Below are 12,430 nucleotides of genomic sequence, written 5' to 3'. Positions count from 1 at the left end.
TGGGAATCCGGCACGGTCGCGCCACTGTGAGACGAGCTACTCGCCCGGACGGGCAAGGACCTCGCGAGTCAGACCCGCAGCTGTCGTACTTGTGCACCACCGAGATGGGACGCGAACTCCCAGAGGAGGCCCTGCCATGGCGCAGACCGTCGCTCAGCCGACAGCCACCACCCCCGTTCTTCCCGCAGCGCTGCCCCTGAAGGCGATTGCCCCCTGGGCGGTCTTCTTCGGCATCCTGATGCTGGTCCTTCTCTACTTCGTCGGCGCCGAGCAGGGCGCCACGGCCGTCGTCTCCGGCGAGGGCGTTCATGAATGGGTGCACGACGCCCGCCACCTGCTCGGCTTCCCCTGCCACTGACGAGGGACGCCGCAAAGCTCATGAACTCCGCAACAGTGAGAAATCTTCTCGTACGCGGCATGCTCGCCGGCCTCGGCGCCGGTCTGCTCGCCCTGATCGTCGCCTACCTCCTCGGCGAACCCAGCGTCGACAGCGCCATCGGCTACGAGGAGGCCCACGCACCCGCGCACCACCACGAGGTCGAACTCGTCAGCCGCAGCATGCAGTCCACCGGCGGCCTCGCCACCGGCATCCTGCTCTACGGCATCGCTTTCGGCGGCATCGCCGCCCTCGCGTACTGCTTCGCGCTCGGCCGCGTCGGCCGGTTCACACCCCGGGCCACGGCACTCCTGCTCTCCGGCACGGCCCTGCTCGCCGTGTACGTCGTGCCGTTCCTGAAGTACCCCGCCAACCCGCCGTCCGTCGGGGACCCCGGCACCATCAGCAAGCGCACGACGCTGTACTTCCTGATGATGGTGCTCAGCGTGCTCCTCGCCGTCGCCGCGGTGATCATCGGGAAGCGGCTCGCTCCCCGCCTGGGCACCTGGTACGCCACCGTGGCCGCGGTCGCGTTCTTCGTCCTCACGATCGGGCTCGCATACGCGTTCCTGCCAGTCATCAACGAGGTGCCGAAGGACTTCCCCGCCACACTGCTGTGGCGGTTCCGCACCTCGGCCCTCGCCATCCAGCTCACCATGTGGACCGGATTCGGCCTGATCTTCGGTGAACTGGCACAGCGTCAGCTCGCCCCGCGCACCGAGGCCGTCGCGTCCGGCAAGGCAACTCCCGTACCCCACTGAGAGAACCGCGCCACAGCCCGGACCCAGACAGGCGATCAAGCGCAGAGGGCCGCCGGAACCATCCGGTCGGCCCTCTCGCTTTCTTCCGAGGGCGGAGACCCGCGTGGCCAGACAGCCCCAACCGCGCCACATCACACTCGGCGGCCGCGAGGCGGTCGCGCTGACCCTGGAGGAGTACGAGCAACTGATCGCCAGCAGACGGCAGATCGGCGGTCAGAGCGCGCGTGTACGAGTCCTGGCGCAGCGGGCGAAGGAGAGCGAGGAGCTGCTGAGGGAGATCGAGTCACTGGTCGGCTGCCCGTCGCACGGGTGCCACGGCCCTAGGTCCCGACGGGGGAGCGGAGGGCCGGACGGCGAGGCGGACGAACCTCCGGGAGCGACGGACAGCGACTGCCTGCGATGCGCGCTGGCGGCACTGCTCCTGCGGCATCGGGTGTCAACGGGCCTGCCGCCGGGGGAAGTTGGAGAGGAGTGCTGCTCACCGTAGAGCCAGTAGGGGCAGCGGTGAGCAGGTGGTCCACTTCGGGTCAGCTCCCGGAGCCGTCCTCCGACGGGCCGATGGCCCGTCCGAGCCGAATGTTCCAGCGCCCGGAGCGCCCGCTGACATCGGTCGCGGTCAGGGGCGGTACGTCGAGCCGCCAGAACGCCGATCCGGGCGCGTCGAGGATCGTGACGGCCACCGCCCTCACCACCTCCGGCTCCACAACGGCGAGCGTCCGGCCGTCGAGCTCCGCCGAAGAGTCCAGCCAGCGAGCTACCCGTGCGCACAGGGCACGTACGGACTCCCCGCCGTGTGGCGCGGCGCCGGGGTCGGAGAGCCAGAGGGCGATGCCGACCGGGTCCTCGGCGCTCACCTCGTCGAGCGTCAGGCCCCGCCAACGGCCCACGTCCAGCCCGGCCAGCTCCGGGGCCTCGACAGCGACGAGTCCGAGGGCCGTCGCCGTCTCCCGGCAGCGCACCGTGGGGGAGACCAGTAGCCGCTCGGCCGCGGGCAGGGAACCCGCCGCCGCCCGGGTCCGTGCCGCGGCGCTCGCGTCGAGCGCACACCCGTCATCGAACCGGGCCTCCCGCAGCGACCGGCTCGTGGCGGCAGAGATCAAGGTGACGCGGCTGGTCACGGGTTCGGTCCTGTCCTTGATGTGTTGGGCGACCGGGCGACGCGCCATGCCCGCGCGTCCCCCTCGTGGCGCGCGACGCGCCTATGAACGCGGCTCGCGCTCCTTCTTGACGGCGCGCAGGACCACGAACTTCGGGTCGCTGGCGATGAGTTCACTGTTGCCGAACAGGCGGCGCAGCTTCACGTGGTAGCCGAGGTGGCGGTTGCCGATGACCCACAGCTCACCGCCCGGGCGCAGCGCGTCGCGCGCGTCGGAGAACATGCGCATGGCCGTGGCGGCGGTCGTCGCCTGGTGCGAGTGGAACGGCGGATTGTTCAGGACCAGGTCCGCACTGCCCGCGGGCAGCTCCGCGAGGCCGTCGCCCACGAGGAACTCCGCCCTCGCCTCGGGGTGTTCCGAGGGGTCGATGTTCGCGCGGTACGTCGCCTCGGCCGAGGCCACCGCCTGGAAAGACTCGTCCGTGAACACGATCTCGGCGCGCGGGTTCTCCAGCGCCATCGCCGTACCGACGACGCCGTTGCCGCAGCCCAGGTCCACGACGCGCTCGGCGCCCTCGCTGCGGGGCAGGTGCTGGAGCAGGAACCGGGTGCCGATGTCGAGGCGCTCGGCGCAGAACACCCCGGCGTGATTGGTGACGGTCCGGCCCGACACGGGGCCGACACCGTCGGGCAGGGCGTACCTGTGCGGCCACGGGTTCCGCGGCCGGGCGAGCGCCGGGAACGGCGTGGTCAAGATGAGCCGCGCCTTCTTCTCGGCGAGGGACGTGCGGGTCGGGCCGATGATCCGTTCGAACAGCTTCAGCGTCGAGGTGTGGATCTCCTTGACCATGCCGGTCCCGATCACCACGGTGTCTTCGTGGACGGCGGGCGCGATGCGGTGCAGCTGGTCCTCGAGGAGCGCCAGGCTCTTGGGAACGCGTACGAGCAGGACGTCCACGCGCTCCGGCGGGGTGTCCTGGGTGGTCAGCAGGCGCACGGCGTTCTCGTCGAAGCCGGCCCGGTCGAGGTTGGCGCGGGTCGCGTGCTGCCCGAGGTAGGAGTCGGAGATCGCGGTCGGCCGGTCGCAGTGCCCGGCCAGGGACGTGGCGAGGGCGCCCCACCGGTCGCCGATCACGACCACCGACCCCGAAAGATCGGTGGCACTGTCGGCGAGATGCCGCAGCAGGTACTCGTCCGCGGCATCCCACGCGCGCAGCGGGTCGTGGGAGTCCTCGGGGAAGCGGGCGAGGTCGAACTCGCCCCATGACGTCTCGAAACGGTTGCTCATCGTCCCGCCAGGCTAGCGGAGCCGCAGATCAGCGAGGCCGGGGGCAGGGCCGTAGCGTCGCCGGATCGGGGCCGACCGGCCCAGCGGCCGGCCCCTGCCGTACGGCTCACGCGTCGCGGGCCGTACGGCTCAGGCGTCCCCGGCGGTGCGGCTCAGGCGTCCCCCGGTGGTGCGGCTCAGGCGTCGCCGAAGTCGCCCGCGAACGCGGCCGCCATCCGCAGATGCGGTCCAGCCTCCTCGTGGCGCCCCTGGCGCTCCAGGGTGCGGCCCAGCATCAGACGGGCGTAGTGCTCGACCGGGTCACGCTCCACGACCGTGCGCAGCTCGGCCTCGGCGCGGCCCAGCTGGGCCGAGTGGTAGTACGCGCGGGCCAGCAGCAGCCGCGCCGCCACCTGCTCGGGGATCTCGGCGACCAGGTCGTCGAGAATCTGCGCCGCGAGCGTGTACTCCTTGGCGTCGAAGAACATCCGCGCGCGCTCCCAGCGCTCCGCGGGGGTGCCCTGCGTGTAGTAGTTGTTCGTGTTCACCACTGGTGCCTCCTCGACCGCTGTCAACGGCACGGACCCGGCGCATATTCCGTCCTGGTGAGCGCGCGGGTCCACCCGTACGCGTGCCTGACGTGACGGCCGGGACGGGTCTAGGTTGTGAGCCATGAGCAATCTTGATCGCGAGGCGGTGCCGACCATGTGCGGCGGCCGGGGCTTCGTCGTGGCGGAGCCCGTACGTGAACTCCTCTCCCCCCGGCGCGTGAAGCTCGGCGAGTCCACCGAGGTCCGCAGGCTGCTTCCGAACCTCGGCCGCCGCATGGTCGGCGCCTGGGCCTTCGTCGATCACTACGGGCCCGACGACATCGCCGACGAACCCGGCATGCAGGTGCCGCCCCACCCCCACATGGGGCTGCAGACGGTGAGCTGGCTGCACGAGGGGGAGGTCCTGCACCGCGACTCCACGGGCAGCCTCCAGACGATCAGGCCCCGCGAGCTGGGACTCATGACGTCCGGACGGGCCATCAGCCACTCCGAGGAGAGCCCGCGCCCGCACGCCCGCCTTCTGCACGGCGCGCAGCTGTGGGTCGCCCTGCCGGACAGCCACCGCCACACGGAACCCCGCTTCGAGCACCACGCCGACCTGCCCCAGGTCACGGCCCCCGGCCTGAGCGCGACCCTGATCCTCGGCGAGCTGGACGGCGCCGCGTCACCCGGCACGACGTACACGCCCATCGTCGGGGCGGACCTCAGCCTCACGCGCGGGGCCGATCTCAGCGTCCCCCTCGAACCGGACTTCGAGTACGCGGTCCTGTCCATGTCGGGCGAGGCCCACGTCGACGGCGTCCCTGTCCTGCCCGGCTCCATGCTCTACCTGGGCTGCGGCCGCACCGAACTCCCCCTGCGCGCCGAGTCGGACGCTTCCCTGATGCTCCTCGGCGGCGAGCCGTTCGAGGAGGAACTGATCATGTGGTGGAACTTCATCGGCCGGTCGCACGACGACATCACCCAGGCCCGGGAGGACTGGATGAGCGGGTCGAGGTTCGGGGAGGTGAAGGGGTACGGCGGGGATCCGTTGGCTGCGCCCGAGCTGCCGCCTGTGCCGCTTAAACCCCGAGGCCGGGTGCGTTGAACTGCATCTTTGTGGCGTGACCTCTGCGAGGCCGGGCGCACGGCGAAGTCGACTCGCCCGGCTTCCCTTCACTGCGATCGCAAACGCTGTTCGGGGGACTGTGACTCCACGTCCGCGAGTCGCAGGTCTCGTCACCCATGGGCAGCCCTCATCCGCGCAGGAGTGAGTGTGAGTGTGTGGAGCGTCCGGTGGGAACACGGAATCCTGTGTCGAATGCGTGACCTCGGTCGGGTGGGGCTCGTTGGGTGGGTGGACTGATGATCGGATTGCGCGAGTGGCTCGCTGGACGGAGTGGGTGGGGTGGCGGGGAAGGCGTTGCGGGTGTTGGCGGCTCCGTTCGTGACTCCGTCCCCGAGCGGGGTAGCGGTGCGGACCCGTCTCAAGGGCCTGTCCGCAACCGATACCGAGGTGCTCGGTGTGGTGGGGCGGCATTTGGGATCGTTGGCCGGACGGGATCTGAAGGTCCGCAGCAGGGCTGGACTCAGTCACGATGCCGGTCAATGGGCGGCGCGTAAACGGGAATTGAGTGCCCTCTCATCGGCGCGGTGGGCAGGGTCGATTACCAAGGCCTCGCATGACCAGTGGGCGCTCGCGCGGCGGTGCCTGGCCGCGCATATCCGGGAGCTGGAAGCGGGCATCACCTGCATCCGGCAGCGCCTCGCGCTGGAGCTGGGCGCCAAGGGCCAGCGGGGAATGCCGGGCGGGTATCGCTCCCGGCGTGAGTGGCATGCCAAGTCCCGCCGCCTGCACGTCCTTGAGGACGGTTTGGCCCTGGCGCGCGCAGATTGGGTGACGGGCCGGGTGCGGGTGGTGCGTGGCGGCAAGCGGCTGGCCAATACCCGGCATCACCTGGATACGGCCGGGCTCAGCGAGCAGGGGTGGCGCTCTCGTTGGGAGGCGGCCCGGATGTTCCTGTCCGCTGACGGCGAGTCCGGCAAACGCCTCGGCAACGAGACTATCCGTCTCGATCTTGACGGGCAGTTGAGCCTCAAACTCCCCGCCCCGCTCGCCCACTTGGCGAACGCCCCGCACGGCCGCTACGTGCTGGCCGCCCGGGCGGTGTTCGCGCACCAGGGCCAGGAGTGGGCGGACAGGGTCGCCGATCACCGGGCAGTTGCGTATCGCATCCACCACGATGTGGTGCGAGACCGCTGGTATGTGACGGCATCCTGGCAACGCACCCCAGCCCCTCCCCTCACCCTGGAAGCCGCCCTGGCAGACGGGACCGTGATCGGCGTGGACACCAACAACGATCACTACGCCGCCTGGCGCATCGATGTCCACGGCAACCCGGTCGGGCGTCCAGAGCGTTTCTTCTATGACCTGTCCGGCAATGCCCTACATCGGGATGCGCAGATCCGGCACGCCACCAGCCGCCTGCTCCACTACGTGCAACAGTGTGGCGCGAGCGCTATTGCGATCGAGGACCTCGATTTCGCGGACTCCAAGACCCGAGAGAAGCACGGCCGTAACAAGCGTTTCCGCCGTCTGATCTCTCGCTTTCCCACCGCACGGCTGGCTGCCCGGCTCACTTCGATGGCTGCCGAGCAGGGCATCAGCGTGATCGCGGTCGATGCCGCGTACAGCAGCCGGTGGGGCGCCGAGCACTGGCAGAAGCCGACCAGCAGCCCCACCCATCAGACCACCCGACATGAGGCCGCGAGCCTCGTGATCGGAAGGCGCGCCCAGGGATTCGGGGCGCGGCGACGGACGACACCGCCCCCGCGCGACCGGAGAGATCGCGTGGGGCATCGGATCGCCCAGGCCGCACCCCGAAACCCCGGACGTGAGGGAGACCGCCCACCCCGGACCGGACCACCACCAGCAGTGGTGACGCCACCAGGGAAGCGAAAGCGGCGACCCAGCCCGCCCAACACCGTTCGGGACGGGCGTAGCGAACGAGAGTGGATTTACGACTCGCTCCCGCTCACTATCTAGGAACGGTACGAAGGCGATCCGCTGGCTGCTCCCGAACTGCCGGCTGTGCCACTCAAACCGCGAGGCCGAGTGCGCTGAGCCGCGCGGCCGGGCGAGCCAAGTCCGGCTGGTTCATGGTGATTTGAGAACCTGGACGGACCGCAAGGGCAAGCAACAGCCTTCCCCTTGCCGCGCGTCGGTGAAAGATGTCCGCAGGGGACTTGAGGAAAGTCGGCTACTCCCGGGAGGAGGAGGCCGTTTCCTGCGATCATCGGATGAGATGAACCTGCAGGGGGGCTGGCGAGAGTGAGTGAGGAGTCGGCGGGCCGGCTGCGGCAGCTGCGTGACCTGACCGGACGGAGCCCGCGCAGAGCGGTCCGCGCGCCGCTCGTGGAAGCCATGAGCGCCAGACGGGGGCGGGTCCCGCTTGTGTCGAGCACTGCATGTATCGAGCACTGCATGTATCGAACACTGCATAGGGGAGATTGATGATGGGGACTGGCATAAGCGGCTTCACCAAGACGGGGTTGAACCGGGTGCACGACGTGCTGTCGCGGCATGTCGACTCAGGGAAGATTCCCGGCCTTGTCGCGCTGTTCAGCCGGGGTGACGAGAGCCATGTCGAAACGATCGGGACGGTGCGTCACGACGGCGGCGCGCCGATGCGCCGGGACACGATCTTCCGGATGGCTTCCACGTCCAAGCCGGTCTCCATCGCGGCGGCGATGGTCCTGCTCGACGAGTGCAGGCTGCGCCTCGACGACTCCGTGGACCAGTGGCTTCCGGAACTGGCCGACCGCCAGGTGCTGAAGCGGGTCGACGGCCCGCTGGACGAGACCGTGCCGGCACGCCGGCCGATCACCGTACGGGACGTGCTGACCTCCACGTTCGGCCTCGGCATGGATATGACGGTGCTCGGCACGCCGATCATGAACGCCGTCTTCGAGCAGGGGATCACCCCCAACCTGCCGGAGCCGATGCCCGAGCCGGACGAGTGGATGCGCCGTCTGGGCACGCTTCCGCTGATGTACCAGCCCGGAGAGTGCTGGCAGTACCAGATCAGCAGCGATCTGGTGGGAGTGCTCGTCGCCAGGGTCGCAGGGCAGTCGTTCGAGTCGTTCTTGCGCGAGCGTGTCTTCGAGCCGCTGGGCATGAAGGACACCGGGTTCCACGTGCCGGCCGACCAACTCCACCGGCTGCCGCCCCTGTACGCCCCCGACCCGGGGACCGGCGAGTTCCAGGTGTGGGACGAGGCCGAGACGGGACGCCACAGCGCGCCGCCGGCGTTCCAGGGTGGGGGCGGCGGACTGAACTCCACCGCGGACGACTACCACGCCTACTTCCGGATGCTGCTCAACGGCGGGATGCACGAGGGCGAACGGATCCTGTCGCGGGCCGCCGTCGAGCTGATGACCACCAACCGCCTCTCGCCCGAACAGCACGCCGCCCGGCACAAGTTGGCGGTCGACAACGTCCATGTGTCCCACGGTCAGGGGCAGCACGGCGGCTGGGGCTTCGGGATGGCGGTGCGCACCTATCGCGGTGACTACGCGCCCATCGGCCAGTTCGGCTGGGACGGCGGAAGCGGCACCTCGACCTATGCCGACCCGGACAACCAGCTCACCGGAATCCTGCTCACCCAGGTGGGGGCGTCCGTCCCGGATCCGGTGCATCTCATGCTCGACTTCTGGACCACGCTCTACCAGGCGATCGACGACTGACGCCGGGAGAGGACGGTGATCCGATCCCGGCACCGGAGCTGCGGGCGGGTGCCGGGATCGCGAAGGGTGGACAGGCGGGGTGCGTGGCCTGGACACTTAACGAATGATCAACAGAGTTCTGGAGCAGGCGCAGCCCTTCGGTCCCCTCGGCAAGGGCGAGCGCCTCGCCCTGGAGGACGTCGGCTCGGGCGTCCTCCAGGGGTACTGCCACGCCGGCCGCGCGCCGCGGCGCGCCTATGGCGGGGCGGTCGTGGGCCAGGCGCTGGCCGCGGCGTACCGCACCGTCGAGGACGACCGCGCCGTGCACTCCCTGCACGCCTACTTCCTGCGCCCCGTCGCGCCCGAGCGGCCCGCGCGCTATGTGTCCGACGTGGTGCGGGACGGGTGGAGCTACTCCGTGCGCCAGGTGACCGCCACCCAGGACGGCAAGGACGCGCTCACGATGAGCGTGTCCTTCAAACTGCCACAGCAGGACGGGAGTTGGCGGCAGCCCGGCATGCCGGACGTTCCGGGACCCGAAGACCTCGACGACGGCTTCTCGTCCCGTCCGGCGACGCATCCGCTGCGCACGGCGGTGGAGTACCGGAAGGTGCCGGACGTCCACGGCGCGGACGAGGGGCAGATCGAACGGTTCGGGTGGTTCCGCACGGTCGGCGCCCTTCCCGACGACCCCGCGCTGCACGCCTGCGCCCTCGCGTACATCTCCGACGCACCGCTGGCCCCCACGGCCCTCGTGCCGTACGGGGAACCGCGGCCGGCCGGCATCGTCCTCGCCTCGCTCGACCACGCGATGTGGTTCCACCGCCCGTTCCGGGCCGACGCCTGGCTCCTGTACGCCTGCCGCAGTCGCCTCGCGGGCGACGGGCGCACCCTGGCGTACGGGGAGTTCTGGGACCGGGACGGGCAGCTCGTCGCGTCGGTCGTCCAGGAGGCGCTGCTGCGGATGCCGGAGGAATCCGGGCCCGCGTGAACCGGTTCGCCCGGCTCGCCGCATGGACAGGATCTGCTTCCCGGCATAATTTAACGATCGTTCAAGAAGAGCGAGCGGAGAGACGGGAAACCCATGCAGATCAATGCCAGTTCGTCCGCCCTCGTCACCGGTGGAGCCTCCGGCCTCGGGCGGGCGACCGCCGAGCGGCTCGTCGCGAACGGTGCGCGCGTCGTCATCCTCGATCTGGCCTCCTCCGACGGTGCGGCCGTCGCCAAGGAGATCGGCGCGACGTTCGTTGCCGGTGACGTCACCAGCGAGGCCGACGTCACCGCCTCGGTCGGCGCCGCCGCCGCGCTCGCCCCGCTGCGCGTCACCGTCAACTGCGCCGGGATCGGCGGTGCGGGCCGCACCGTCGGCAAGGAGGGCCCGTACGACCTCGACCAGTTCCGCAAGGTCGTCGAGGTCAACCTGGTGGGAACCTTCAACGTGATCCGCCTGGCCGCCCAGGCGATGGGCGGCAACGAGCCGCTCGACGGCGACCGCGGCGTGATCGTCAACACGGCCTCCGTGGCCGCGTACGACGGGCAGATCGGCCAGTGCGCGTACTCCGCGTCCAAGGGCGGCATCGTCGGCATGACCCTGCCGATCGCCCGCGACCTCGCGCGGACGAGCATCCGCGTGATGACGATCGCCCCCGGCCTCTTCGAGACGCCGCTGCTGGGGCGGCTGCCGCAGGAGGCCCGCGACTCGCTCGGCGCACAGGTCCCGCACCCCAGCCGCCTCGGACAGCCCGCCGAGTACGCGCAGCTCGTCGAGGCGATCGTCACCAACCCGATGCTGAACGGCGAGACCATCCGCCTCGACGGCTCGATCCGCATGGCCCCCAAGTAGCCGCGAACCGGCCCTGAACGTGTGTTCAACGCATTGACGCCGTGCTGCCGGGCCGGGATGCTCACGGTCCGCTCCTGTCCTGCGAACAGTCGATGAAGCCGACGCCGATGGAGGACTCCCGCATGGGCCCGTTCCTGCCCGACGCCGTACGACAGCACGCCGCGCTGCACCCCGGCGCCCCAGCCGTCACCGAAGGCCCACGGACGCTGACCTACGCCGAGCTCGACCGGCGCGGCAACCGTGTCGCGCAGGCCCTCCTCGCCGCGGGCCTGCCCAAGGGCGCCCACGTCGGATATCTCGTACGCCCCGGTGTCCTCTCGGCGGAGCTCCTCATGGGCTGCGCCAAGGCAGGGCTCGTCGCCACCCCGCTGAACTGGCGCCTGGCCGAGCGCGAACTGGTCGCGGTCGCCCAGGACGCCGAACTCGCCGTCGTCCTCACCCAGACCGAGTTCCTGCCCGGCGCGCGTGCCGTCCGCGCCGCGCTTCCCGGCATCACCCTCGTCACCGAGAGCGAGGCGGACGCAGGCGAGCACACATACGAGAAGTGGCTGGCCGCGGCGAGCGACGTCGACCCCGGTGCCGGGAGCGAGGACGCGGTCTTCCTCCAGCTCTACACCTCCGGCACCACGGGGCTGCCCAAGGGCGTCCAGCTCACGCTGAACAACTGCAGCGCGAGCGAGGCCCAGCTGCGCGAGATGGGCTGGACGACGGCGTCCGTCTCCCTGAACGTCATGCCCGTCTTCCACATCGCCGGGACCGGCTGGCTGGTGAACGCGCTCGCCGCGGGCGCCCACACGGTACTGGTCCCCGACCTCGTCCCGGCCGCCGTCGTCGATCTCATGGAGCGCCACCGGGTCACACACACGTTCTTCGTGCCCGCCATACTCCACCTCCTCACCGCACTGCCCGACATCGACGAACGCGACTTCTCCGCCCTCCAGTTGATCGTCTATGGCGCCTCGCCCATCACGCCCGCACTGCTGCGCCGGTCCATGGAAGCGTTCGGCTGCGGCTTCTACCAGAAGTACGGCCTCACCGAGACGACCGGCTCCGCCGCGCGGCTGCTGCCCGAGGACCACGTCGTGGACGGACCGCGCTCCGCGCTGCTGCGTTCGGCGGGCAACGTGTGGCCCGAGGTCGAGGTCGCCATCGCCGACCCGGTCACCGGCGATCATGTGGCGCCGGGTGTCGTGGGCGAGATCCTCACCCGCTCCCGGCAGGTCACCCCGGGCTACTGGAAACGGCCGCGGGAGAACGAGGCGTTGTTCACCGCCGACGGCTGGCTCAGGACCGGCGACGCGGGATACCTGGACAAGGACGGCTACCTGTTCATCACCGACCGGATGAAGGACATGGTGATCACGGGCGGCGAGAACGTGTACCCGATCGAGGTCGAGTCCGTACTCGCCGAGCACCCCGCGGTCCTGGATGTCGCCGTGTTCGGCACCCCTGACGAGCTGTGGGGGGAGGCCGTCACCGCTGCCGTCGTGCTGCGGCCCGGGGCAGACGCGGTCACCGCACAGGACCTCATCGACTTCGCGCGCGAGCGCATCGCCTCGTACAAGAAGCCGCGGATCGTCCACTTCGTGGAGGAGCTGCCCCGCAACCCCAGCGGAAAGATCCTCAAGCGGGTCCTGCGCCAGAACCTGGCCCCGCGCGAGCCCTGAGCGGCGGGAACACGCTGATCGTCGTGCCGCATATGCAGAGAAAGTCGTGCCGCATATGCGTAGAAATGCGTTATAAATTCCACAAAGCTATGCTCGGAGGGCTCCCGGCGTTGACCGCGCGGGGCTGGACGGAGCGCCGGAGGCGACAGGCCCGGCCGGCTGGCC

At 70.2% G+C, this 12,430-nt stretch carries 11 protein-coding genes; 8 read left to right on the top strand and 3 right to left on the bottom strand.

Translation table 11 applies throughout. From position 1 onward, the window contains the following. The first annotated feature begins 136 nt into the window (after window positions 1–136). Together OG574_RS07115 and OG574_RS07110 are read left to right on the top strand one after the other, a co-directional pair. A complete protein-coding gene (locus OG574_RS07115) occupies window positions 137–358 on the top strand; it encodes a CbtB domain-containing protein (RefSeq protein WP_100593014.1) in 222 nt (73 codons plus the stop codon). Between the two features lie 20 nt (window positions 359–378). Continuing rightward, on the top strand, window positions 379–1,137 hold the full coding sequence (locus tag OG574_RS07110) for a CbtA family protein (RefSeq protein ID WP_326772398.1): 759 nt from the start codon (window positions 379–381) through the stop codon (window positions 1,135–1,137). A 527-nt stretch (window positions 1,138–1,664) separates the two neighbouring features. Here OG574_RS07110 and OG574_RS07105 read toward each other — a convergent pair. The 3 genes from OG574_RS07105 to OG574_RS07095 form a co-directional block, all read right to left on the bottom strand. Then, complete coding sequence (locus tag OG574_RS07105; protein ID WP_326778391.1) at window positions 1,665–2,255, bottom strand: histidine phosphatase family protein; 591 nt, start codon at window positions 2,253–2,255, stop codon at window positions 1,665–1,667. 81 nt (window positions 2,256–2,336) lie between these two features. Then, a complete protein-coding gene (locus tag OG574_RS07100) occupies window positions 2,337–3,521 on the bottom strand; it encodes a methyltransferase (RefSeq protein ID WP_326772397.1) in 1,185 nt (394 codons plus the stop codon). A 176-nt stretch (window positions 3,522–3,697) separates the two neighbouring features. Further along, window positions 3,698–3,988: a tetratricopeptide repeat protein gene (locus OG574_RS07095; RefSeq protein WP_326778390.1), complete on the bottom strand. Its 291-nt coding sequence runs from the start codon at window positions 3,986–3,988 to the stop codon at window positions 3,698–3,700. Window positions 3,989–4,172: 184 nt separating this feature from the next. Here OG574_RS07095 and OG574_RS07090 point away from each other — a divergent pair, with 184 nt between their 5' ends. The 6 genes from OG574_RS07090 to OG574_RS07065 all read left to right on the top strand — a co-directional run bounded on the left by OG574_RS07090 (window position 4,173) and on the right by OG574_RS07065 (window position 12,265). Next, window positions 4,173–5,138, top strand: a complete 966-nt coding sequence (locus tag OG574_RS07090; RefSeq protein WP_326772396.1) for a pirin family protein — start codon at window positions 4,173–4,175, stop codon at window positions 5,136–5,138. A 366-nt stretch (window positions 5,139–5,504) separates the two neighbouring features. Then, on the top strand, window positions 5,505–7,076 hold the full coding sequence (locus tag OG574_RS07085) for an IS200/IS605 family accessory protein TnpB-related protein (RefSeq protein WP_326772395.1): 1,572 nt from the start codon (window positions 5,505–5,507) through the stop codon (window positions 7,074–7,076). A 470-nt stretch (window positions 7,077–7,546) separates the two neighbouring features. Next, window positions 7,547–8,776, top strand: a complete 1,230-nt coding sequence (locus tag OG574_RS07080; RefSeq protein WP_326772394.1) for a serine hydrolase domain-containing protein — start codon at window positions 7,547–7,549, stop codon at window positions 8,774–8,776. A gap of 103 nt (window positions 8,777–8,879) precedes the next feature. Beyond that, window positions 8,880–9,746, top strand: coding sequence for an acyl-CoA thioesterase (locus tag OG574_RS07075; RefSeq protein WP_326772393.1), 867 nt, complete (start codon window positions 8,880–8,882; stop codon window positions 9,744–9,746). 93 nt (window positions 9,747–9,839) lie between these two features. Continuing rightward, window positions 9,840–10,598 (top strand): 3-hydroxyacyl-CoA dehydrogenase, encoded by a 759-nt coding sequence (locus tag OG574_RS07070; RefSeq protein WP_326772392.1) that lies wholly within the window; start codon window positions 9,840–9,842, stop codon window positions 10,596–10,598. Between the two features lie 92 nt (window positions 10,599–10,690). Continuing rightward, window positions 10,691–12,265: a long-chain-fatty-acid--CoA ligase gene (locus tag OG574_RS07065; protein ID WP_326772391.1), complete on the top strand. Its 1,575-nt coding sequence runs from the start codon at window positions 10,691–10,693 to the stop codon at window positions 12,263–12,265. Window positions 12,266–12,430 lie beyond the last annotated feature (165 nt).

It is taken from the genome of Streptomyces sp. NBC_01445 (assembly GCF_035918235.1).
Taxonomy (GTDB): domain Bacteria; phylum Actinomycetota; class Actinomycetes; order Streptomycetales; family Streptomycetaceae; genus Streptomyces.
Note: the sequence above shows the minus strand (reverse complement) of the source record. Positions and strands in the feature narration are given on the sequence as shown.

Excerpts from the sequence above, each read along its gene's own strand:
- OG574_RS07095 (WP_326778390.1), bottom strand. The coding sequence starts at position 3,988 with ATGTTCTTCGACGCCAAGGAGTACACGCTCGCGGCGCAGATTCTCGAC.
- OG574_RS07070 (WP_326772392.1), top strand. The coding sequence starts at position 9,840 with ATGCAGATCAATGCCAGTTCGTCCGCCCTCGTCACCGGTGGAGCCTCC.
- OG574_RS07075 (WP_326772393.1), top strand. The coding sequence starts at position 8,880 with ATGATCAACAGAGTTCTGGAGCAGGCGCAGCCCTTCGGTCCCCTCGGC.
- OG574_RS07065 (WP_326772391.1), top strand. The coding sequence starts at position 10,691 with ATGAAGCCGACGCCGATGGAGGACTCCCGCATGGGCCCGTTCCTGCCC.
- OG574_RS07110 (WP_326772398.1), top strand. The coding sequence starts at position 379 with ATGAACTCCGCAACAGTGAGAAATCTTCTCGTACGCGGCATGCTCGCC.
- OG574_RS07100 (WP_326772397.1), bottom strand. The coding sequence starts at position 3,521 with ATGAGCAACCGTTTCGAGACGTCATGGGGCGAGTTCGACCTCGCCCGC.
- OG574_RS07115 (WP_100593014.1), top strand. The coding sequence starts at position 137 with ATGGCGCAGACCGTCGCTCAGCCGACAGCCACCACCCCCGTTCTTCCC.
- OG574_RS07080 (WP_326772394.1), top strand. The coding sequence starts at position 7,547 with ATGGGGACTGGCATAAGCGGCTTCACCAAGACGGGGTTGAACCGGGTG.
- OG574_RS07090 (WP_326772396.1), top strand. The coding sequence starts at position 4,173 with ATGAGCAATCTTGATCGCGAGGCGGTGCCGACCATGTGCGGCGGCCGG.